Origin of the sequence: Exiguobacterium sp. Leaf196 (assembly GCF_001423965.1) — a bacterium.
Taxonomy (GTDB): domain Bacteria; phylum Bacillota; class Bacilli; order Exiguobacteriales; family Exiguobacteriaceae; genus Exiguobacterium_A.
In genome coordinates, this window is sequence record NZ_LMPV01000011.1 from 18,706 (window position 1) to 42,018 (window position 23,313).

Sequence of the window (23,313 nt, forward strand, 5' to 3'; positions counted from 1 at the left end):
TCGTATCTCATGCTTAGAACGGATTATAAAATCGATTGCCATCATGGAAAGTGACGACAAACGAGAAGATCGTCAAAAGTACTACACAACTGATGGCGACATAATCAATTCGTGTCATCGTCTGTTGGTTGTACCACGTCCGCTTTCGTCCCGCACCAAATCCACGGAGATCCATCGCATTGCTGACGGTTTCAATTCGTTCGAGACTCGTAAACAGCAACGGAAGTAAAATCTGGATGCTATTACGCGCCCGTTGCCAAAGCGAACCATGCGAGACGGCAATTCCCCGCGCTTCCTGAGCGTTCGCAATCGTCCGAAAGTCCGCTTGTACGTCTGGAATATAACGGAGCGCTAATGAGACAGCGAAGGCGATTTTATACGGTACACCAATCCGGTTCAACGAGGACGCGAATTCTGTCGGATGGGTCGTGACGAGAAACAACACAGCAATCGGAACGATCACACTGTATTTTAAGATGAGATTAAACAAATAAAATAATTGTTCTGATGTTATCGTAAAGCGACCAACGCCTTCAAATAAAACGTGACGCGAACCGTAGATTTCAACGCCCTGCTCTGGTTCGAATAGATAAACGGCGAGTGCATTAATCAGAACAAATATTGCTGTAAAGATCAAAACGAATCGGACTTCCCGAAACTGAATACGTGACAATCGGAATAACACGATGCTGACTAAACCAAGAACAAGTAAGACACGTGTATCATAGGTAAACATCGTTGCTGTCGTAAATAACAAGAATCCGATCAGTTTCGTCGTTCCCGTCAATCGATGAATCGGTGACGCTTTTTCAATATAGCCAAGCATTTCTACAGCCATTGTTCCCGCTCCTTTCGCTCCGCCGTAATCACGGACTCGATGAATCGTTCCGCATCGATGTCGAGATGTTTCGCTATCGTAAAGAGCGATGTTTGCTTTAAATGGGCATGATGCAGCAACTGTTCTTGATTTAGCAGTCCAAATGACGTTCCGGCGTAACGGATGCGTCCAGCTTGCACCAGGCAGACTTGATCGCTGTACTCTAAGACGAGATGCATATCATGCGTGATGATGAGTAACGTCATCCCCTCTTGTTTCAATCCTTCTAAAAAGCCCATCATATCCGAATAATGCCGGTAATCTTGACCAGCTGTCGGTTCATCGAGAATCAAGATATCCGGTCGTCGAACGAGAATCGAAGCAATCGTCACCCGTTTCTTCTGACCAAAACTTAGTGCTTGGATCGGCCAATTGCGAAACGGATATAATCCGCAGCGACGTAACGTCTGCTCGAGACGCTCGTTTTCTTCCGCTTCACTCAATCCGAGTGTCTGCATCCCGTAGCGAATTTCCTCCTGCACGAGGTGCTTCGAAATCATATGATTCGGATTTTGCAGGACGAATCCGATTGACCCTGCCCGCTCGGCGATCGGTTGGTGCGTAATGTCGGTCCCGTTAAGTAGGATTCGGCCACTCGTTGACCGTTGATAACCACTCAACACTTTCGCAAGCGTTGATTTCCCTGCACCATTCTGACCGACGATCGTTGTCAGTGTTCCTTTTTGAAAAGTCGCCGTCACATCTTCAAGCACTGGCGTTCCTTGATGATAATGAAACGCCAACTGCTCAAGTTCAAGCAATGAATCAGAGATTGCAGCCTCTTTTTGAGGAGCTTCTTCTAAACGTTCTAACACGTCTTTCTGGTTGAACTGCTCTAAAAAAGGATCGATGCGGCTCGGCTGATCTACAGACTCCACGGTCATGCCAGCCCAGCGTGCGGCACTGACATAGAGGGGTTCACGCAATATTGCTTGTTGCAGTTTTCCGTTACTTAAGATGACGTCAGGATGATGATCGGCGATAATTTCTCCGTCGACCATGACGATGATGCGATCAAATGGAATGACCAGTACATCCTCGATTCGGTGTTCAACGACGATCAGTGTTCGGTTCGTATCGCGTTGCAGTCGATCCATTAACATCATCGCTTCTTGACCCGCTACCGGATCGAGATTTGCGAGTGGTTCATCAAACAATAAGATATCCGCATCTTCGACGAGAACTCCAGCCAATGCCGCCCGTTGTCGCTGACCTCCTGATAAATCATTTAATCGCGCTTGCAAAAGCGTCTCGACGTCCGTCATCCGTGCGACGCGTTCGACGATCTCGTGCATTTCCGGTCGCCCTGTCTGTTTGTTCTCGAGCGCAAAGGCAATGTCTTCGCCAACCGATAAACCAACGAACTGCGCATCTGGATCCTGTAACACCGTGCCAATATGCAGCGAACGATCAAATAACGATAACGTCCGGGCATCCTGCCCTTTGATCAGAACCTGTCCTTTCCACGTTCCCGGGTACGAGAATGGAATCAACCCATTGATGCACTGAGCAAGCGTACTTTTTCCTGAACCCGAAGGTCCAACAATTAAGATGCGTTCGCCTGCTTGAATCGTTAACTGAATCTGCCGGAGTGTCGGTTCCGACTGACTCCGATATGTAAATGAAAAATCCTGAAATTCAATCACGTTTGTCATGTCTTTCTCCCCCCAAGCTAAATGAGCTATGTCCCTGCCGTTTCTTCGCACAGGATCATAGCTCATTCGGTCAAACTTCGCGTTTCAAGCTGCCTGCTTTACTTCTTGTTTTGGCATACGTGACGAGTAATAACGTTCCGATGACACCGACTGTCAAGATGTTTGATGTCGCAGCGACCGCACCTTGAACGAAGACTTTATTCGCCGGCTCCGTGTAAATTAAAATATCGAGTACAGGTGCGATGATGATCCAACCAATCGCTTGCACGATGGCTTGTGTGGCGTTGAATAAAACGATTTTACGAGTCGTCAATCCGCCTTCTTCTAAACGAATTCGGTTAGCAATCAATCCGATACCAAACCCGACGAACCCGGAGACGATGACCCAACTCCACCACGGGGAACCGTATAAAATCGCATCTTTTAAGCCATGACCGATCAGACCGATCAAGCCGGCTGTAACCGGTCCGAACAAGACCGCCATGAATGCGAGAAATGCATAGGCTGTCTCGATTGACGTGTTCGGTACGCCTGTCGGAATCGCAGCGAATCGACTTAAAATGATGAATACAGCTGCTCCGATCCCAGTTGCGACGATTTGTTTTGTCGTAAATCCTTTCATGTTCGATCTCCTCCTTTAATGTGTTGTACGCTAACACTCCAATCATTTCCGATTCCAACTTCAAATGCATGTGCAAACGAACCTTGATTCAAGGCAAGAGCAATCTGATCCAGCGAATTGATGTAGACGACTCCTGAACCGACCGGCACATCGGCGAACGAATGACCGAAGAGCAGTGTTTGTTCGTAGACGATCCGGTCTCGGTACGAAACCCTTACCTTGACGTGGTTGCCGATATCAAGACCCACCTGGCGGACGAGCGTGACCGGGATGTTCGTCCAGACGTTTCCGAAGCGAACATCGAGAATCTCGACGATACCGGTAACACCGTTGTCCGACGATGAAGCAAATGTCCGGTCGAGTAAGACGAGTTCTTCAGTAGGTAAAAGCGGTCCCACCTCTTCGAACGTGATGACGTGACTCGATAATCGCGCACCCGTGAAGGCAAAGATATCTCGTCCGTGAAACGTATACGATTCACCCATCCGAGGCAGACGATGCCGTCGATCATCGAGTTGTCTCACTTCCGCAATGTATCCGGCTTGCCAAAGATGCGTCAACGTCCCATTATCCGGTGTAATGATGTATTGATTGGTCCGTGTTCGCGCGACGACACTCTTTCGCCTCGACCCGACACCCGGATCGACGACAGAAACGAACACCGTTTGCTCCGTCCAGTACGGCACCGTCTGTAGTAACCGATAGGACGCTTCCCAAATGTGGAATGGCGGAATGTCATGCGTTAAATCAAAAATCCGAATCTCCGGATTGATGCTATGGGCAACCCCATACATCGCACTGACCGCCCCGTCACTCACACCAAAGTCTGATTGCAATACCAATGCTTCTGCCATCTCGTCATCCTCCTCCTGCGGGAACGTCTCCACAAAAAAAGACACCACGCCCTTATTTCTCAGGACGTGATGTCTGATCACGTGGTACCACCTTCGTTCATGACTCAACTCACGCTCAGCCACCTCTAGGAGTACGAGACTCCATGGAATGCTAACGGTATCCTTCCTACCGGTCGGTTCTACTGATGAACACGGTTCACGTTCTTCCGACTGCTCCGGGACCATCTTCAAGTATCGAAATCGTCTCATTTCCAGCAACAGAGACTCTCTATCGATTTCCAATCACTTTACTCTTCCCATCTACACATGCAGATTCAGTTGTCTGAAAATTTAAATTAATAGTACAACCGTTTTATTCCTGGCGCAAGGTTTTTTACTCAGAAATCTTTAAATTCGTCGTCCGGATCGTTCCCCATGGTGACACATCCGCTCGGACTTCCAGTGCTTTTGCTTTTTCGTATTGTTTTCCGCTTCCCTGTTCGACATAATACTGCGTCAACTGCGGAATCGATACATATTGATCGTAATAATCGCCGGCGACACTTCCGAAGAATCGTTCATTCGAAATCCGATCGATTTGAGCATAACCGGAAGCATTTGTTTTGAAGCTGACATAGACACGTCCGTTTTGAATCCTCGGACCAGGTTTTAAATCTGGGTACTGAAGCATCACGTATTCGCCGTAAACGGGATCAAACGGATCAAACGGTTCTGCCCGAAAACGGTACGATGTCCCGAACCAGGAGGTCGCAAAAAAGCTGACGATCAACAGACCGACGGCGCATGTCTGCAATATTGGTATCAGATAACGCTTCATGACGTCACACCTCCTTTACGGCGTAACCACCATAAGACACCGGACAATAAGAAGATGAGTAGCGCACCAATGAGGAAAAATAAGGACATGTTTAAACGATCCCATGCATATATGACATATATCGCAATTTGAACGAGAATGAAATAGAGAAAGGCTGGCCAGACGACTGCATGACGGCGTTCTTGATATAACAGATACAGTAGCGCGGATAATTCAAAGAGAATGGCAAGTAGAATTGCCTGTTCATCAATCCAGAGTACTCCGACGAATCCAAGCGGTACGATGAACAACAATCCACGACATTTTTGATAGAGAAAGATTCCTAGACCGGTGGAGACGATAGCTAACAGTACCGCTTCTGTCACGGAGGGTAATACGACGTTTGATTCCGCACGAACGGATAAATAGATGATCGAACTGATAGCAGCGACGACCAGATAGACCATCTCGACGATACGGCGATTGGATTCCTCACGAACAAGCCAGAGAACTGGAACAAGCAAAAATAGCGTCCAAATCGGCCACAGGAATCCGTCATATGATACGAGGAGAAACAAGGATAGACCGCTGAAAAAAAGAAACAGCCAGCTAAATAAAAGCGACGGCAGCTGTTGACTGAAGTAAAACCAGCTGAACGAAAGTATAATCATAAGACTAAAGGACGTCCAGTCAAGATAACTCGCCTGCTCCTGACCAAATCCCCCAAGACTCGTGAAGATCGTCCATCCGGAAAGAAAGGCGACGACACCGTATGCCTCATGACGCCAAAGTACATAATGTACTAACGCGGCGACAAACACACACCAACCGAGTAATGATCCTTCCATCGGCAAATGAAAACTTTGAACCACGACGAGAATTGAGGCACCAAATGCTAGGATTCCACCGATTCGAAAGACAATCGGATGAAGAATATGACGACGTTCCGAAAGATCTGCCACGATGTAACAGCTCCACATGAGTACTACGACGAGTCCGATTTTCCAGCCGACTGGCATCGCTTGCCAATTAGCAGCCAAAAAGCTGAATACAGCCAATACGACGAAGGTACCTCCAATGATTAATAACAAAGGCAGACGTTGTTTTGTTGAACGTTGATTTTCATAGTTCAGAATTCGTTCAACAGTTGCTTCATCCAAAAGACCTGCATCTTGCCACTCTCTTATTTTACGAAACTGCTTCACCGTACCCACCTCCTTCGAAGTGTTAGATACTAATTAAATTCCCGATTTAACACTGTCTCAAGCCCAGATTCACAGGGATTATAAGCTATTTGTTCCGTTTGTCACCGAATGTTGACAGACAAAAAAAGTCAAGGAAGACGGGCTTCCTTGCCTTTTTTTGATTTGATCATTTAAACACGGAAACGGGCAACGAGTACCTGTAGTTCTTCCGCCATATCGGATAATACTTTGGCGGATTGCGAAATCTCTTCCATCGCACTCAACTGTTCTTCCGTCGTCGCTGCGACTTGTTTCGAAGCGGACGAATTCTCTTGCGCGATATGTGCGATTTCCGTCGCTGACGCAGATACTTCTTGGACGTTCGCTGCAATTTCTTCGACCGTCGCCGTCACGTCTTCGATCCGTGGCGTCATTTCCTGCGTTCGTTCGAGAATCTTTTGGAAACGCTCTGCTGATGCTTCTGTCGTCGACAAACCGGCTTTCGTCTGTCCTGAGACTTCCTTCATCATCGTGACCGACTGATCCGTCTCCTGTTTAATGTTTTGAATCAGCTGTGCAATCTGTTTCGTTGAATCCTGTGATTGCTCTGCTAGTTTACGCACTTCACTCGCAACGACAGCGAATCCTTTTCCATTTTCGCCTGCGCGTGCTGCTTCGATTGCTGCGTTCAGTGCTAACAAATTGGTTTGCTCAGCGATACCGTTGATGACATCGACGATTTTTCCGATTTCATTCGAACGATGGGCGAGTGAGCTGATGACACCACCGAAGTTTTGAACGGAGGCATCGATTTCTTTCATCTGCTCAACGTTCTTCAGCACAGCAACTGTTCCATTCTCGGCTTCTGTTGCCGTTGAACGTGACAATTCCGAGACATCGGTTGAGCTCTCAGCGATTCGCATGATGCCTGCTGTAATCGATTGGAGCGAAACAGCATTCGCATCGAGTTGACGTTTCGATTGATCCGCCCCTGCTGCGACCTGTTGAATCGATCCCGCGATTTGCTCAGAAGCGGAAGTCGTTTGGGCAGAGTTCGCCATCAATTCCTGAGAAGAGCCAGCTACTTGTGTAATCGACTGATCGAGATTAATGATGATCGAACGAAGTGAGTCAACCATGACGTTAAAGCTTTGGGCGACTTGACCGACCTCATCATTTGATTCAACGATGACGGGCTCCGTCAAATCACCAGATTGAATCCGTTCTGCTCCACGTGTTAAATGACCGAGTGGGCGAAGAATCGAGCGAAGAATGAAGTAGATGAAGATGGCTGCGACGAGCAACATCCCGCCGATGACAACAAGCGTCGTCCAAAGAATACTCGATGTCGCATCCGTGATTTCATGATCGTACAGTGTTCCGGCAACCTTCCACTTCGTCAGGTCGTTCGTCATGAAGTCCATCTGTTTGCCTTTGTTTTCAAACTCATAGCCAAACTGCCCTGCTGGGTTAGCGTAAAGTGATGACACCCATTTGCCTGTCGCTTTCTCACCTGGTTTTAATGTCGGATGCGTAACGATTTTTTTCGTAGAATCAAGAATCATTACGTATCCTTCTTTTCCGATTTTGATCTTTTTCGCGATTTCCGCGATCCGGTCGACATCGACATCAATCGCCACGACACCTTTTCCGTTACCAGTCGTCTGCGAGAGCGTGACCATCATCTTGTTCGAGGCAGCATCGACGTACGGATCCGTGATGACGACCTTACCACCTGCTGCTTCTGCCGATTGATACCACGAGCGTTCCCGTGGATCATAATCATCTGGCATGACCTGTTCCGGGAAAATATTCATATCCCCGTCCGTCGTCGCGAAATAGATGTTCGCCGCCTGCGGATGCATATCGAGATATTCAGTCATTTTTTCCTTTAACGCAGCATTTTGTTTTCCTTTTTGATAGAGCGTTCCGTCAATTCGGTCCGCAAAAAAGGCGACATCGCGCCGCATCGGATCAATGATGTTTTGAATCTCATCATTCATCCGGTCGACTCCACTATGAGCAGATTGAAGAATCTGTTCCGTCATCTTTTGTTTCGCGAGGTCATATGCGACAAAGCCGATTACTAATGCAGGAATCATCAAAAGTAGAATCGATGTCACGATTAATTTTTGTTTGATGCTCATTGTTCGTTTGATCTTTTGTTCCATGTGTCACTCCATTCTCGAGTGCAAGGACTCGCTATTCTACCTTCTCTATCGGAAGAATAACGAAAAATGTTCATAGAAAAATCGATAAACGTGTACTAGTTCACATGAAAAAAGACGACTCAGTTCGAGTCGTCTTCCTTAGTAACGCTTACCCTTATGCTTCTTGATCGCCCTTCCAGTTCATCATACCGCCTTCGACGTTGACGATGTCGTATCCATATTGCTCGAGGAAACGACCGACGTTTTCGCTCCGCGCACCCGCTTTACAGATCAAGTAGTAGGTTTCGCCTTCTTGCAATTCCGTATAGCGTTCGCCGATCTCAGACATCGGAAGGAGGCGGACGTTCGGAATATGTCCTGCATCGTATTCATCCTGCTCACGGACGTCGACGACATGCAACGCCTCACCTGCCTCTAATCGTTCTTGTAACTCATCTACATGAATCGTTTTCATTTCGTATGACCTCCTGTATGGTTCTGTCGTAAGTGTAGCAAATCTATCATTAAAACAAAACGAAACGGTTTGATACGAAGCGTCAAAAAAGCGGATCCGTTTCCGGATCCGCTCGTTTCCTTATTCTCCTGATGCCTGACGCGTCGACTGACGTGTCTCCTTATGCATTCCCCGTGCATAATAGACAGCAATCAGAATCGCATACCACAGTGGTCCAACGACCAGAGCGATCCGTGTACTTGCGTCAAATGCCATCAAGACGATGACACCGGCAAGCGCCGCGAGGGCGATATAGTTCGCAATCGGGAAGAACGGAACACCAAATTCTGCTGAACCGTGTACTTTCCGTGCTCGCATCTGAGCGATTAGAATCATTGCCCACGTCCAGACGGCGCCAAACGTCGCAATACTCGTAACGATCGCAAAGACGTCTTCCGGTAAGAAATAGTTCAAAGCGACACCAACGAGTAAGGCAACACCTGACAAGATCGTTGCAAGTGCTGGAACACCGTTTTTTGAGATTTTCGAGAAACGACGTGGTGCTTCACTGTTCTCGGATAAGTTCATCATCATCCGGGCTGTAGAGAAGATACCCGAGTTACATGACGAGAGTGCTGCCGTTAAGACAACGAAGTTAATGATGCCGGCTGCTGCCGGAATACCAAGTGAATCAAATAATAATACGAACGGACTGCTGTTGTTCGCACCGACTTGATCCCATGGATAAATCGATAAAATGACGAAGAGCGCCCCGATGTAGAATACTAAGATTCGAAGGAAGACGTTGTTAACAGCTTTTCGAATCGTTTTTTTCGGGTTCTTCGCTTCCCCTGCTGTGACCCCAATCACTTCAATTCCTAAGAAGGCAAACATGACCATCTGCATGGCAAGGAGTACTCCACCGAATCCGTTCGGCAGGAATCCACCATGTGACCAAAGGTTCGAAATCCCAACCGGTGTGCCGCCGTTTCCAAGACCAATGACGATCGTCAAAGTTCCTAAGATGATCATGGCGACGATCGCGACGATTTTAATCAACGCAAACCAAAATTCGAATTCACCATAAAATTTAACAGCAATGAAGTTGATGCTTGTCATCAAGACAAGTGCTGCTAGTGCCCATACCCACCCCTGGGAATCTGGGAACCATACTTTCATGTAAATACCGACTGCTGTGATTTCCGCCATACACGTAAAAATCCAGAGTAACCAATAATTCCAACCCGTTAAAAAACCAGCTAATGGACTGACATACTTTCGGGCATACTCCGCAAAACTACCAGCGATCGGCTCCCGCACTGCAAGCTCCCCAAGTGCTCGCATGATAATGAAAATGATGACACCACCGATAAGATAACCAAGTAAGATCCCTGGACCTGCCAATTGGATCGCTTTCGCTGATCCGAGGAAGAGTCCAACACCGATTGCCGCCCCCAGCGACATGAGTGTAATGTGACGTTCTTCCAGTCCCCGATTCAACTCTGTCTGTTGTTTCATTTTTACGACGTCCTTCCAGTCTCTGTTTGTTTCTTAGCAGTTCCCCGTACCGCTACGTTGTCAGTATAAAGAAGATGTGTCGATTTTGTAAACGTTTTCAATGTATATTTTTCACTAAATCCACATACTCGGAATATTCTGATTACGTTAGCAGTATAAAAAAGGAACTACCTGTTACTATGTAGTATACAGGATAGCTCCTTTCGGAAAGTTACAATCGTTATTCAACTTTAGCAAGTGGCACATCTGCTGTTTCGGACTTCCCGGTCAATCGGAAGATCCCGTTCAATAGCAATGCTGTTAGTGAACCAGCGACGATCGGGCTATCCGTCAAAACGCGAATTTGTGATGGGAGACCTGCTACGATTTCAGGATTCATGCTAATTCCTAGACCAATTCCGAGCGCGAGTGCCACCGTGATGACGTGCTCGTTCTTCGAAAAATCGACCCGTGATAGGATACGGATCCCGCTTGCCGCGACCGTTCCGAACATGATCAACATCGCTCCACCAAGAACAGGTTTTGGAATCAATGTCGTAAACGTCGCTACTTTTGGTAAGAAACCGAGCAAGATCAAAAATCCACCCGCAAATAAAATGACTTTGCGTGTCTTTACGCCAGTCAACTGAACTAGACCGACGTTTTGGCTATAGGTCGTGTAAGGGAAACTATTGAAGATACCACCAACGATCGTCGCGACACCCTCTGCTCGGTAACCACGCGCTAGATCCTTATCCGTCAAACGACGGTCCGTGATTTCACCAAGTGTCAAGAACACACCTGTCGATTCAACCATCGAGACGAGACCAACGAGCGTCATTGTCAAGATGGCAGTTGCATTGAATGTCGGTACACCGAAGTAAAATGGTGTCACCATTTGGAACCATGATGCTTCTGCCACCGGACTGAAGTCGATCATTCCCATGCCAAATGCAACGAGTGTACTGATCATCACAGCAATTAAGACAGCTGCCGCTTTTGAGAAGACCGTACCGTAGCGATTCAAGATTAAAATCAAGACGATCGTTAATCCGGCGAGTCCGAGGTAACGTAAGTCACCAAAGTCTTTCGCTCCCTGTCCGCCTCCGATATCGTTGATCGCAGCCGGAATCAAGGAAATCCCGATGATCGTCACGACGGAACCAAGGACAACCGGTGGGAACAGGACCGCGATCTTACTAAACCAACCTGAAATGACGAGAATGATCAGCCCACTGGCAATCAAAGCACCGTAAATCGCTGTAATGCCTTGAAGACTTCCAATCGCAATCATTGGACCGACTGCTGTAAAGGTACAACCAAGTACGACTGGAAGACCAACACCTGTGTATTTCGTGACGAGTACTTGTAATAAGGTCGCAACGCCACACATGAAAAGATCAATCGCCACTAAATAAGCAAGTTCTTCTCCTGACAATCCGATCGCACTCCCGACGATCAGTGGAACAACAGCTGCTCCCGTGTACATCGCAAGCACATGCTGAAGTCCGAGACTGGCTGCTTTGAAGTTTGATAGTCTCATACGGTCACCGAGTCGACGAATGTCGCTTTTCCGTCCTTCAATGACTCAACACGCGCGAGTGACTCGACACGGAATCCAGCTTCGATCAGTTTTTGACGTCCCGGTTGGAACGACTTTTCAATGACGATTCCAAATCCAGCGACTTCTGCCCCTGACTGTTCAACGAGACGAGCGAGACCAAATGCTGCTTCTCCGTTTGCGAGGAAGTCATCAATGATCAGAACACGTTCACCCGGTTGCAGGTATTTCTCTGCGACCGTGATTGTATTCGTCTGTTGTTTCGTAAATGAGAAAACTTCAGCTGAAATCGTTCCTTCGTTCAATGTGACCGATTTCGTCTTACGAGCATAGACCATTGGCACGCCAAGACGAAGTGCTGTCATCATTGCCGGGGCAATACCTCCCGCTTCGATTGTCAAAATCCGCGTGATACCAGCATCTTGAAAGCGTTCCATGAACTCATAGGCGATTTCCCACATCAACGTCGGATCAACCTGATGATTTAAAAAAGCATCCACTTTCAATACTTGATCCGATAAGACGATTCCCTCTTGATTAATCATGTCGTGTAGACGTTTCATACATGCATTCTCCTCTTTAAAAAACGAAAAAACGTACAGCCGCTACCCGGGGGCAGCCACTGTACGCCAAAAAAGAGAGCAGTAACTCACCACCCGTAGTCGGATCGTTACGGCGATCCGGTAGAGACTCGTGGGCCAATTCCCACTATTATACGAGCGTTGCTATACGTTTACGTTTCGTGATTTTCGTGATGTTTACCATTGTACGGGGTTTAGCGAAAAAGTAAAGACTTTTTCACACTGTGCTTAGGCTTGGCGTTCTTCGACCGCTTGTGCCGCCGTGATGATCGCGAGTTTGTAGACATCTTCTTCGTTGCAACCGCGTGAAAGATCGTTGACCGGTTTGTTCAAACCTTGAAGGATCGGACCGATTGCTTCGAAGCCACCAAGACGTTGTGCGATTTTGTAGCCAATGTTTCCAGCTTCAAGACTTGGGAAGATGAAGACGTTCGCTTGACCCGCGACATCTGATTCTGGTGCTTTTGATTTTGCGACACTTGGAACGAAAGCAGCATCAAATTGAAGTTCGCCATCGATCGCAAGTTCTGGTGCGCGTTCTTTTGCGATACGCGTTGCTTCAACGACACGCTCTGTCTCTGGTGATTTTGCTGAACCTTTTGTTGAGAAGCTGAGCAATGCGACTTTCGGATCGATTCCGAATGTTTTCGCTGTTTTCGCAGATGCGATCGCGTTCTCTGCTAGGTCGTTCGCATCCGGTGCGATGTTGATCGCGCAGTCTGCGAAGACGTATTGCTCATCGTCACGAACCATGATGAAGACGCCAGATGTTTTTTTATAGCCTTCTTGCATTTTGATGATTTGAAGTGCCGGGCGAACTGTATCACCTGTCGCGTGCATCGCACCCGATACAAGACCTTCTGCTTGTCCAGTGTGAACGAGCATTGTACCAAACGTGTTCACGTCTTTTAAGATGACAGCACGTGCTTGTTCTTCTGTTGCTTTCCCTTTACGACGCTCAACGAAAGATGCGACGAGCTCATCAATGCCAGCGTAAGAAGCAGGATCGATTGTATCAAGTCCAGTTACATCGATGCCGTTCGCTGTTGCTGTTTCTTCAATTTGTGCACGCGGTCCGATGACGACCGGTGTGACAAGACCGTCTTTCTTCAAACGGACAGCTGCGCCGAGAACACGCGCGTCAATTCCTTCTGGGAAGACGATTTTCGGTTGGTGCGCTTTAATCTTTTGTTCTAACATATCGAATAATTGCATGAGTTTCTCTCCTTTTTTAGGTAAACACGACGACGTCGATTTGATCCATTTTCTTTTCCACCGTTTATTATACACAGTTCTCAATCGTTGTTAAAACAATTTGCAAAAAAGTTATCTAACAAAAGCACTGAAGCCATATTCCCTGACTATTACAGTCCTTTTAAAGAATAGTACAGAGACTTTTTTAAGTAAAATATTGTCCCTTTCTCCTTTTACCCACTCCCTGCTCTTTTCATGTGTTACGATCTCGTGGACAAAAATTTTTAAGACAAAGCCTTTTATATAGAATGTGATAAGATAGGATATGGAAAAAGACAATTTATTTCAGACTCAGGAGGTCATCCCATGCAACACCAAACATCTGAACCGACTGCTACGCAACAAGCCGCTGAAACACTCGACGGCTGGTATACATTACATGATTTTCGCCGGATCGATTGGTCACGCTTAAAACAAGTCGACGCGACAGAGCGCGCGCGCATGATTGAAGAGTTCCAAGCCTTCCTCGCAGAGCTTTCTGGGGTGGAAGAAGCTAAAGACGGAAGCCACGCACTTTATACGATCATTGGTCAAAAAGCAGATCTCGTCTTGATGGTTCTTCGTCCTACGATGGAACAAATTCAAGACGTCGAAGTCAAGATGCAGAAACTCGATCTCTATGATTATTTGGTTCCAACATATTCTTATGTCTCTGTCGTCGAACTTGGTACGTACCGTGGTTCAGGCGAAGGAAACCCATACGAGAATCCATATGTGCGTGACCGCCTCTATCCGATCCTGCCACAAGCGAAGCACATCTGCTTCTATCCAATGAGCAAGTCACGTCGCGATGGCGACAACTGGTACACGCTCTCGATGGAGAAACGAAAAGAACTCATGTATCGTCATGGTATGATCGGTCGGAGTTATGCTGGGAAAATTCAGCAAATCATCGGTGGATCAACTGGATTCGACGATTGGGAATGGGGCGTCACACTCTTCTCAGACGACATTCTCCAGTTCAAGAAAATCGTTTATGAAATGCGTTTTGATGAAGTCAGCGCGAAGTACGGTGAGTTTGGTGAATTCTTTATCGGCAACCGTCTCGAAAGTGAACGATTAGATACTCATTTTGCACTTTAATGTGTTGAATGACGTTTGATTGAAATATCTCATGGGAATATACTCCTTGCGGCTATAAAACAGTAAGTTGAATGACGTAAGGAGGAATTACCATGGGGAATGCTATGAACCGATCGACACGATCGCGTGAATTGCAATTCGCTGTGCTTTCAAAAGAGCTGAAACCGGTTGCAGATCGTGTACTGGATCGCTATGAGCAAGCATTATCGAAGCTAAACAAAACACAAACGACAAAACGATGAATTCGTTTTGATACCTGCGCCCACTCGATATCGAGTGTGCGTTTTTCGTATAAAAAAGACCGTTCTTCTCCATGACGGAAGAAAAACGGTCAATCCTCATAATCCTTTGTAGGCACCAATCGCGACAAAGATCCAGGCCGCGATGAATAAGACGCCACCGATCGGTGTGATAGCTCCCAGTTTCGTCACATTCGTCAACGCCATGACGTACAGACTACCGGAGAAGAAGACGATTCCAGCGAGCATCAGCCAAGCAGCCAACGACCATTGTGGAATCGATGCTTTTAATAAGAGTCCTCCAAGTGCTAGGATACCGAGCGAGTGCATCATCTGATACAAGACACCTGTCTGCCAGTTCGCAAGCATCCGTTCCGTCAACATATCTTTTAAGGCGTGGGCACCGAATGCACCAAGTGCGACCGATAGCATCATCGAGATCGCGCCAATCATAATGAATACTTTCATGCTTATTCTCCCCCTAACCGTCGTGCTGGTAAATTCCATTCATAATAATACGATAGCATACGTAAAACAGTGATGAGTCCGAGCAATGTGAACAAATGTAGAGGATTCGTCAATTGGAAGCGATCAATCACGAGTGCTGCCATGACAGCCCACATCGCATAGATCTCTTTATGCAAGACGAGTGGTTTCCGACCAGCGAGTAAATCGCGAATCACACCACCACCAACACCGGTCAGTACAGCCGCTGAAATTGTTGCTGACAATGGCAGTCCTTTTGCTGTCGCCATCAGGGCACCCTGAATCGCAAACGCAGACAATCCGAGCGCATCCGCGAGGACCCCCCAACGTGTCCAGTGCGGCAAGAATAACTGAGGTAACATGAAAATCAACAACGCAACGAGAATCGCGACTAAAAAGAGACCACCTTGCGACCAGAGAGCAGATACTGGTACACCAATCAATAGATTACGAATGGCACCACCACCAAATGCTGTGATCAAAGCAAGTAACCAAACGCCGAATAAATCATATTTTTCTTCCATCGCGACGATCGCACCACTCATCGCAAAAGCGACCGTGCCGATGATATTCAATAAGTCCCAGGACATGCGCACATTTCACCTTTCTACAAAGAAATTCCAATACTTACTATACTCTCTTTTTAGTTTCCGTAAAGCATTAATTTTCTGTCACCGTTTCGACCGTTTGCGAGTGACGTTTTTAGGTAAAGTAACCTATACTGAAACAAACTGTACAGGAAGCTAGGTGACCGTATGAAACGTTGGGCGCTTTATCGCATCGTCGTCATCGTGACGATGTTCGCACGTTACATCTTTACGATCTATCGATTCACCCGGAAAAACCGGCCAGGTACGAACAATGAAGAGTTTGAGCGCATCATGATCCGGATTGCGCGTGACTATAAGAAAAAAGCATTACGGTTAGAAGGATTATTGATCAAGCTCGGTCAATTCTTATCGATTCGAGCCGATCTGTTTCCTCCGTCCGTCTTGATGGAACTGACCGAACTGGTTGATAAAGTTCCTTCAAGTAAACTTGGAGAGTCACGAAAGATCATCGAAGAGGATTGGGGTATGCCAATCGAAGAAATCATCTCGGATATCAGTTCCCGTCCTGTCGCTTCTGCCTCGATTGGTGAGGTGTACAGCGGAACCTTAAAATCAAACGGTAAAAAAGTCGCGATCAAAGTACAGCGACCGAATATCGAACAAATCATCAAAACCGATTTCCGTGCCATGCGTATCGTCATTGCCATGTTGCGCCGGACGTCGTTAAACAAATCGACTGATTTGCAAAGCTTATATCGCCAAATGGTCTTCGTAATCGGTGATGAATTGAATTACCGTACCGAATTAAAAAACGGTCTCTACTTTAAAAAGATGTATGAAACAAACCCTGTCATTTATATCCCGAGCTATTATGAAGAACATTGTACAAATCGGGTGCTTGTTATGGAATGGATTGAAGGAACACGCATCACAGATCTTGATTATCTAGCCGAACATCAGATTGACCGTGAAGAACTAGCACGTAATTTATTTTTGAACGCTGGAGAACAATTATTGTTCGGCGGGAAATTCCACGCCGATCCGCACCCAGGCAATGTCCTCGTCCAGTCCGATGGCAAAATCGTCTTGCTTGATTTTGGGATGATCGGAGCGACGACGCCCGATGATATGCGAGCGATCCAGCGGATTCTTCAGTCCTTCGTCACATTGGATTACGATGCAATCGTCGATGGTTTAGAAGATCTACGATTCTTATTGCCAAATGCGAATAAGCAAAATATCCGACAAGCAATTGAAAAAGCAGTCACGTTCTATCTCGAAAGTGATATGGAAAACGTGGATACAAAACTGATCGAGAAGGTCTTATCCGATATCGAATTGCTCGTCCGAAATGAACCGATCCAGCTTCCTGCTGAGTTTGCTTTCTTTGGACGTGCCGCATCAACGATTCTTGGAATCCTTCAGATTCTTTCACCGCAAATCAACCTGCTGGAACTCGCTAAACCAATGGTTCGACGCTGGCTCGATGACGAAGGGAAAAATCAAAACCGTTACCTACAGATTGCTGGTTCTTACGGCGCGCGATTGCTCGCCTTCCCGCGTCTTGTTAACGATGCCTTAAGCGAACCGACACGTTGGCGGATCATGGAGCAACAAAAGTTCTCTCGTGTTGCGAACATCGAGTCACTCAAAATCCGACAGTGGACGAGTTCGCTCGTCGGGATCATCAGCCTGCCTTTTAGTTATCTCGGCTATTATTTTACGCAGTACGACGTCATGGGCATTTCCTTGACGATCGCAATCATCGCTTTATGGAACGGTCGCCGGATCGGACGACAAATCGTCCGGATCGCCGATGAACCATTCCGTTAAATAACACATGAGCAGACGTCCACCTCGGTGGACGTTTTTTATTTCAGAATAATTCATCTTCGCACCATAAGGTTTTTCCTATCGCCTTGCGGGGTACAGCTTCAAGTAGAGAGATAATAGTAAGGAGAGGTGAAACACTTGATTGATATTCTAATTGCCATCGTTCCCGCATTGATGTGGGGATCGTTGCCGCTTGTCGTTTCGAAAATCGGAGGTTCAACGGCGCAACAAATCATCGGTACGACTCTGGGTGCGTTACTTTTCGCGATCGTCACCTTCTTTTTTGTCAGCCCAGAGATGTCGACGACCGCTTGGGTTGCCGGATTCTTTTCTGGTGCCTTTTGGGCACTTGGTCAAAAAAATCAATTTGCCGCATTTCGTCAAATGGGTGTCTCAAAAACGATGCCAATTTCAACAGGGATGCAACTCGTCGGAACATCGTTGTTCGGTGTTCTTGCTTTTGGAGAGTGGTCAACGACAACTGCCTTGATTCTCGGAATCAGTGCGCTTGTATTGATCATTGCCGGAGCAGCTTTCACGTCTTATAAGGAAGATAAGAGTAAAGAAGATGAGAATATCGGCAAAGGATTGACGCTCCTTCTCATCTCGACTGTCGGGTATGTCGGTTACGTCGTCATCGCCCGCTGGTTTGATATTAATGGCTGGGAAGCCGTATTACCGCAAGCGATCGGGATGGTCGTCAGCGCAATTCTTCTTTCTTTACGAGAAGGAGACCTCTTCACGAAGAAAACTGCTGGCAATACCATCGGCGGACTCATGTGGGCTGTCGGGAACGTCGCTTTACTGTTTGCTACGGCAAAAGTTGGAGTCGCAACAAGCTTCTCCCTTTCTCAAACAGGTGTCGTCATCTCAACCATTGGTGGCGTCCTCTTGCTGAAAGAAACGAAAACGAAGAAAGAGATGACCTTCGTCATTATCGGTTGTATTTTAGTCGTTGCTGGTGGAATCATGATTGGATTTACGAAACAATAAATGAAGGAGTGAAGCATCATGTATGAAAGTTTAAAAGGAAAAGTTGCCGTCGTAACAGGTGGATCAATGGGAATCGGTGAAGCTATCGTTCGTCGTTATGCAGAAGAAGGCATGCGTGTCGTCATCAACTATCGCAGCCACCCGGAAGAAGCGAAAAAAATCGCTGAATCGATTCAAGAAAAAGGTGGGGAAGCCTTTATCGTCCAAGGGGATGTCTCAAAGGAAGATGATATGATCAACCTTGTGAAAGAGACGGTGGCTCACTTTGGTCAGTTGGATGTTTTCGTCAATAACGCGGGAATCGAGATGCCGTCAGCATCCCACGAGATGTCGCTCGAAGATTGGCAAAAAGTCATCGACGTCAACTTAACAGGAGCTTTCCTCGGGGCACGAGAAGCACTGAAGTACTTCGTCGAACATGATGTCAAAGGTAGTATCATCAATATGTCGAGTGTGCATGAAATCATTCCGTGGCCGACATTCGTCCACTACGCCGCGAGTAAAGGTGGCGTCAAATTGATGACACAAACCCTTGCGATGGAGTATGCACCAAAAGGAATCCGGGTTAACGCGATTGGACCTGGTGCGATCAATACGCCGATTAACGCTGAAAAATTCGAAGATCCAGAACAACGCAAAGAAGTCGAGAGCATGATTCCAATGGGCAACATCGGGAAATCAGAAGAGATTTCTGCCGTTGCCGCATGGCTTGCATCTGACGAAGCAAGTTATGTCACAGGGATCACACTCTTTGCCGACGGTGGCATGACACTTTATCCGTCTTTCCAAGCAGGACGCGGTTAACCTATTTTGAGTAGACAAGGAGAGAACCGCTCATGACCACTTTTTTCTCATTGATCCGTCGCGGAAATAAGTCAGCCCTTGCTGCCGCCATCGTCAATACGATCATTGCCGCGATCAAGTTCGTCGCCTATATCTTAACTGGGAATGTAGCGATGTTCGCTGAAATGATGCATACGATCGGTGACGCAGCGAACCAGTTCTTCGTCTACATCGGTTCTGCTCTCAGTAAAAAAGCACCAACGAAACGGTTTCCGAATGGTTTTGGTCGCCTTGTGAATCTCGTCTTACTTGCTGCGATCATCGTCGTTGCATTGCTTGCTTACGAGACGATTCGGGAAGGCATCTTGCATATCACACACGGTCCTGGCGAAAAGACGAGTGGTTTGTGGATCATCCTGACGGCACTTGGCATTGGTGTCGTACTGGAAGTCGGAGTGTTCTATAAAGCGATGAAAGAAATCGCGCATGAGACGGGACTCAAATCGAGCGGACTGGCACTTGTTGGTCAAAGCTTCGCCCATCTTGGACAAGCCAAACCGGCGACACGTCTTGTCTTCATGGAAGATCTTGTCGCAACTCTTGGTGGCGTCATCGCCATTATCGCTGTCCTGATTTCGCATTATACGTCGTTTTATCAAGCAGAAGGCATTGCATCCATCTTGATTGGACTCATGATGTTTTATGTCGTCTATAATGTTTTTATTCAAAATGCTGCCGGTGCGCTCGGTGAGGTTGATGAAGTACTGACAGCCAAAATCGGTGAGATCTTGTTACGTGATGAAGCAGTTCGGGACATCGAAAAACTTGAAGTCATCAAGGAAGGAGATCACTTCCATGTCGAAACGGAGATTGAAGTTGATCCCAACTTGACAATTGCGCAAGCGGACGACATTAAAGATCGACTCGAATTGCAAATTCGCATCCTCAAAGGGATCACCGATGTCACGATCTCCTTTGATGAAGATGATAACGTACAGCAGTATCAACCACCGCCACCACCTGTATGATAGATAAAAGCCATCGCTAGCGATGGCTTTTTTTGCGTTTATCAGCGTGTTGCCCGGACGAATCCGGCTTCTTGTGCTTCTTTCTCCGTACAGAATCGTTGCTCCGGCTTCACTTCATTGTAAGACTGACCACCCGGGACATGGTAAATTTTTTTACCTGACCGATTGATATTACCTTTGATATCGCAGGATTTCGTTTCTGTAATCGCTTGAACATTGAATCCGCGATTCGTGACGTAGCCATCGTGCTTCCAGATTTTCTTCTTTGCCTGCTTGGCTTCCTGTTCGATTTTTTCAAACATATCGACATAACGTGTGTCTGGTTCATAGACGAACGCCACACGCGCAAGACCTTTTCGGAGTAACTCTTGATTCAACATTTTATCGCCGTACCAGACATATGCGAGCAGTCGTCCGTATCGGTCAGCCCGGGAATGATCACGCTCCAACCGAATAGCTGTCCCGCTCGGTAATGTCTCTTTTGTAAACGCTGAAGCTTCCGTTCCATAAGGTTGAACCGGCGTATCCGGTTTAACAGTTTCCGGTGTATCGACGAGCAACAAACGAACATCCTCCGTTTTCCCGTCTGCTAGCCTCACTTTTAATGTATCCCCATCGATGACGCGTTGCACCGTCGCTTTCGTAATCTTTTCATCGTCTGGTTGCTTGATGCCAAGCAGATCGGTTTCTTCTGGTGCACAGCCGATGAGGACGAATAAAAAAAGTAGACTTATGAATACAGATCGTCTCATTTCTATTTCTCTCCTTTCCATGAAAATACGGATTCGGTCAATGTCCGAACCCGCATACGTCACCTTGTTCATAAGTTAGTCTGCTGATAGAACCGTCTCTACTTCGTTACGGTTTGTATAGAGTGTATAGAACGCTTCCGCTACGTTTTTCGGATCAAGTGCCGTTCCGCGCTTCACTTCTCCGGCAATCGTGACGGTTCCGACGTAGACACCGTCTTCCTTCAACGTATCATGGAGCATGTGCGTCACTTGACGAACGCCTGCCTTGCCAATCGAAAGCCCTGGTAACGATTTGATTGCTTGCATCGCAGCGCCACCTCCTGTAATCAGGATGGCGCCGTCTTTTCGTTCCTGCATCGAAGGAGCAACGAGTTGTGCGGCATGCAGTGCACCGAGAACATCGATCTCGAACTCTTTCGTAATCTGTTCTGCCGAGACTTCAAGGACAGATGCTTGATGTAAAATCGAAGCATTATAGACTAAGACATCGATTTGTCCATACTGTTCCTCTGTCCATTCGATGAGTGATGCGATATCGGCTTTTCGAGAAGCATCACATTCTACCCCCACCGCCTCTACACCTTCTTCTTTTAGTTCCGTGATGACGGCTGCAAGCGTTTCTTGTGTCCGCGCCGCACAAACGACTTGAAACCCTTCTTGCCCGAATCGTTTACTGATTTCATATCCGTTTCCTGGTCCTGCTCCAATGACGATGACTGTTTTCATGACGTATCTCCCTTTCTCATTTTAACTGTGATGGTTATTCCCTGAATTGCGTCATTTCATTCAAAAATCGAGCAATGAAGTGCCTTTTTCTTCTTTTTCCTGCGAAACACCCATGAAACGCGCTAACATCGGATCGACTGCTGGGGTTGCCTGAGGCGTTGACGTAGGTAGCGATATTGTCGAACTTGGCGTCGCCTCGGATTCGAGCAGTAGTTCACAGTAAACCTTCATCGCTGCAATCTGTTCTTTTTGCGCAACTCCTGTTGTTTGGTCAATACGTTGCATCGCTTGGCGCATCTTTTCGATGATGTGTTGCTCGGTAATCATCTTGTATTCCTCCTTATGGTAGATTGAGGGTATGAACTTGAAAAGGATGTGTTTTCTATGATTCGTACCGCATTAGTTGGTTTTGGTCTTGCCGGTGAACATTTGCATGCGCCTTATTTACACGCACCTGATTATCAGTTAGTCGCTGTTCAGTCGAGTCGCCCGGAAGCGGTCGCTGCGTATGACGCGACGCTCCCTGTCTATCCGACACTTGAAGCATTACTTGAAGCGGAACAAATCGATTTAGTCGTCATCGCGACGGCAAACGATCTGCATTATCCACTCGCGCGTCTCGCCTTGCTCTCGGGCTGTGATGTACTTGTCGAGAAACCGTTCACCGTCACGCTCGAAGAAGCCAAAACGTTGACAGAACTAGCACGGACACACGGTCGGTTACTGACAGTTTATCATAATCGGCGGTACACGAAGGACTTTCGGACGCTGATGACCTTATTAAAATCTGGACGACTCGGTACGCTCCAGACGTTCGAAGCGCATTATGACCGTTACCGTCCCGATGTGCAGGATCGTTGGCGCGAACAGAACATTCCTGGTGCCGGTCTATTGTACGACCTTGGTTCACACTTGATCGATCAAGCACTCATCGCTTTCGATGAAATTCCAGACCGTGTCTTTTGTGATCAAACGATTCAACGACAAGATGGGATCGTTGATGACTATACACATCTAATTTTAGCCTTTGGCACGCGACGCGCTATTTTGCATATCGGTTCCATCGTTCCAGCTGTTGGTCCCTCCCTGATGGTGCACGGAACACAGGCGAGTTACTTCGTTGATGAAGTCGATACAAAACGGACGACCTATCAATTGGCTGAAGCAAATGGACCTCTGCAAGACTTCCCTTTTGTTTCCGGTCATTTTGGGGATTATTATACGGATCTCGCTCCAGCCATCCGTAAGCGAACCACACCACCTGTCTCTGCGAAACAGGCTGAACTCGTCATGAAAATCATTGATCGTGCTCAAAAGAGTGCAAAAGTGGGTACATGGATAGAAGTAGACTAAC

Annotated in this window: 24 protein-coding genes and 1 riboswitch; of the genes, 7 read left to right on the plus strand and 17 right to left on the minus strand. The window is 47.0% G+C overall.

Annotated elements, in window-relative coordinates; translation table 11 throughout:
- Positions 1-13 precede the first annotated feature (13 nt).
- The 12 genes from ASG02_RS13785 to pta form a co-directional block, all read right to left on the minus strand.
- Positions 14-838, minus strand: a complete 825-nt coding sequence (locus tag ASG02_RS13785; RefSeq protein WP_056064403.1) for an energy-coupling factor transporter transmembrane protein EcfT — start codon at positions 836-838, stop codon at positions 14-16.
- Positions 829-2,532 carry a DUF3744 domain-containing protein gene (locus ASG02_RS13790; protein ID WP_056064406.1) on the minus strand — a complete coding sequence of 568 codons (1,704 nt, stop codon included), beginning with the start codon at positions 2,530-2,532 and terminating at the stop codon, positions 829-831. Before ASG02_RS13790 ends, ASG02_RS13785 begins: the two co-directional genes overlap by 10 nt.
- 70 nt (positions 2,533-2,602) lie before the next feature.
- Complete coding sequence (locus tag ASG02_RS13795) at positions 2,603-3,154, minus strand: ECF-type riboflavin transporter substrate-binding protein (RefSeq protein ID WP_056064409.1); 552 nt, start codon at positions 3,152-3,154, stop codon at positions 2,603-2,605.
- A complete protein-coding gene (locus ASG02_RS13800) occupies positions 3,151-4,008 on the minus strand; it encodes an S-adenosyl-l-methionine hydroxide adenosyltransferase family protein (RefSeq protein ID WP_056064413.1) in 858 nt (285 codons plus the stop codon). The genes ASG02_RS13795 and ASG02_RS13800 overlap by 4 nt, the downstream gene beginning before the upstream one ends.
- Positions 4,009-4,381: 373 nt before the next feature.
- Complete coding sequence (locus ASG02_RS13805; protein WP_056064416.1) at positions 4,382-4,825, minus strand: GDYXXLXY domain-containing protein; 444 nt, start codon at positions 4,823-4,825, stop codon at positions 4,382-4,384.
- Positions 4,822-6,009, minus strand: coding sequence for a DUF2157 domain-containing protein (locus ASG02_RS13810; RefSeq protein WP_056064419.1), 1,188 nt, complete (start codon positions 6,007-6,009; stop codon positions 4,822-4,824). Before ASG02_RS13810 ends, ASG02_RS13805 begins: the two co-directional genes overlap by 4 nt.
- A gap of 170 nt (positions 6,010-6,179) precedes the next feature.
- A complete protein-coding gene (locus ASG02_RS13815) occupies positions 6,180-8,159 on the minus strand; it encodes a methyl-accepting chemotaxis protein (RefSeq protein WP_035411423.1) in 1,980 nt (659 codons plus the stop codon).
- Between the two features lie 154 nt (positions 8,160-8,313).
- The gene (locus ASG02_RS13820; protein ID WP_035411426.1) at positions 8,314-8,613 is read right to left on the minus strand and encodes a rhodanese-like domain-containing protein; all 300 of its coding nucleotides are present in this window, start codon (positions 8,611-8,613) and stop codon (positions 8,314-8,316) included.
- Positions 8,614-8,733: 120 nt separating this feature from the next.
- Complete coding sequence (locus ASG02_RS13825; RefSeq protein WP_056064422.1) at positions 8,734-10,110, minus strand: amino acid permease; 1,377 nt, start codon at positions 10,108-10,110, stop codon at positions 8,734-8,736.
- A 220-nt stretch (positions 10,111-10,330) separates the two neighbouring features.
- The gene (locus ASG02_RS13830) at positions 10,331-11,632 is read right to left on the minus strand and encodes a nucleobase:cation symporter-2 family protein (protein WP_056064425.1); all 1,302 of its coding nucleotides are present in this window, start codon (positions 11,630-11,632) and stop codon (positions 10,331-10,333) included.
- A complete protein-coding gene (locus tag ASG02_RS13835; protein WP_056064428.1) occupies positions 11,629-12,213 on the minus strand; it encodes a xanthine phosphoribosyltransferase in 585 nt (194 codons plus the stop codon). The genes ASG02_RS13830 and ASG02_RS13835 overlap by 4 nt, the downstream gene beginning before the upstream one ends.
- 76 nt (positions 12,214-12,289) lie before the next feature.
- A riboswitch (purine riboswitch) is annotated at positions 12,290-12,389 on the minus strand.
- Between the two features lie 70 nt (positions 12,390-12,459).
- Entirely contained in the window at positions 12,460-13,446 is a 987-nt protein-coding gene (gene pta / locus ASG02_RS13840) for a phosphate acetyltransferase (RefSeq protein ID WP_056064431.1), read from the minus strand.
- 345 nt (positions 13,447-13,791) lie between these two features.
- Between pta and hemQ the strand changes: the two genes are divergently transcribed.
- Both hemQ and ASG02_RS15740 read left to right on the plus strand, forming a co-directional pair.
- Positions 13,792-14,568, plus strand: a complete 777-nt coding sequence (gene hemQ, locus ASG02_RS13845; RefSeq protein WP_056064435.1) for a hydrogen peroxide-dependent heme synthase — start codon at positions 13,792-13,794, stop codon at positions 14,566-14,568.
- A 92-nt stretch (positions 14,569-14,660) separates the two neighbouring features.
- The gene (locus tag ASG02_RS15740) at positions 14,661-14,810 is read left to right on the plus strand and encodes a hypothetical protein (RefSeq protein ID WP_023466754.1); all 150 of its coding nucleotides are present in this window, start codon (positions 14,661-14,663) and stop codon (positions 14,808-14,810) included.
- 96 nt (positions 14,811-14,906) lie between these two features.
- On the opposite strand, the gene ASG02_RS13850 is transcribed toward ASG02_RS15740, so the two are convergent.
- On the minus strand, positions 14,907-15,275 hold the full coding sequence (locus ASG02_RS13850) for a DUF423 domain-containing protein (protein WP_056064438.1): 369 nt from the start codon (positions 15,273-15,275) through the stop codon (positions 14,907-14,909).
- A 2-nt stretch (positions 15,276-15,277) separates the two neighbouring features.
- Positions 15,278-15,883 (minus strand): trimeric intracellular cation channel family protein, encoded by a 606-nt coding sequence (locus ASG02_RS13855; RefSeq protein ID WP_023466752.1) that lies wholly within the window; start codon positions 15,881-15,883, stop codon positions 15,278-15,280.
- Between the two features lie 165 nt (positions 15,884-16,048).
- On the opposite strand from ASG02_RS13855, the gene ASG02_RS13860 reads away from it, so the two are divergent.
- The 4 genes from ASG02_RS13860 to ASG02_RS13875 all read left to right on the plus strand — a co-directional run bounded on the left by ASG02_RS13860 (position 16,049) and on the right by ASG02_RS13875 (position 20,481).
- Positions 16,049-17,677, plus strand: a complete 1,629-nt coding sequence (locus ASG02_RS13860; RefSeq protein ID WP_056064440.1) for an AarF/ABC1/UbiB kinase family protein — start codon at positions 16,049-16,051, stop codon at positions 17,675-17,677.
- A 141-nt stretch (positions 17,678-17,818) separates the two neighbouring features.
- Positions 17,819-18,670: a GRP family sugar transporter gene (locus ASG02_RS13865; RefSeq protein WP_197026242.1), complete on the plus strand. Its 852-nt coding sequence runs from the start codon at positions 17,819-17,821 to the stop codon at positions 18,668-18,670.
- Positions 18,671-18,688: 18 nt separating this feature from the next.
- Positions 18,689-19,474 (plus strand): SDR family oxidoreductase, encoded by a 786-nt coding sequence (locus ASG02_RS13870; RefSeq protein WP_056064443.1) that lies wholly within the window; start codon positions 18,689-18,691, stop codon positions 19,472-19,474.
- A 32-nt stretch (positions 19,475-19,506) separates the two neighbouring features.
- Positions 19,507-20,481: a cation diffusion facilitator family transporter gene (locus ASG02_RS13875; RefSeq protein WP_056064446.1), complete on the plus strand. Its 975-nt coding sequence runs from the start codon at positions 19,507-19,509 to the stop codon at positions 20,479-20,481.
- A gap of 41 nt (positions 20,482-20,522) precedes the next feature.
- On the opposite strand, the gene ASG02_RS13880 is transcribed toward ASG02_RS13875, so the two are convergent.
- From ASG02_RS13880 to ASG02_RS13890, 3 genes are all read right to left on the minus strand, one after another.
- Positions 20,523-21,233, minus strand: coding sequence for a thermonuclease family protein (locus ASG02_RS13880; protein ID WP_056064450.1), 711 nt, complete (start codon positions 21,231-21,233; stop codon positions 20,523-20,525).
- A 75-nt stretch (positions 21,234-21,308) separates the two neighbouring features.
- Positions 21,309-21,959, minus strand: a complete 651-nt coding sequence (locus ASG02_RS13885; RefSeq protein WP_035411468.1) for an SDR family oxidoreductase — start codon at positions 21,957-21,959, stop codon at positions 21,309-21,311.
- A 60-nt stretch (positions 21,960-22,019) separates the two neighbouring features.
- Complete coding sequence (locus tag ASG02_RS13890) at positions 22,020-22,286, minus strand: DUF5327 family protein (RefSeq protein WP_056064453.1); 267 nt, start codon at positions 22,284-22,286, stop codon at positions 22,020-22,022.
- Positions 22,287-22,343: 57 nt separating this feature from the next.
- Between ASG02_RS13890 and ASG02_RS13895 the strand changes: the two genes are divergently transcribed.
- Positions 22,344-23,312 carry a Gfo/Idh/MocA family oxidoreductase gene (locus ASG02_RS13895; RefSeq protein ID WP_056064455.1) on the plus strand — a complete coding sequence of 323 codons (969 nt, stop codon included), beginning with the start codon at positions 22,344-22,346 and terminating at the stop codon, positions 23,310-23,312.
- Position 23,313 lies beyond the last annotated feature (1 nt).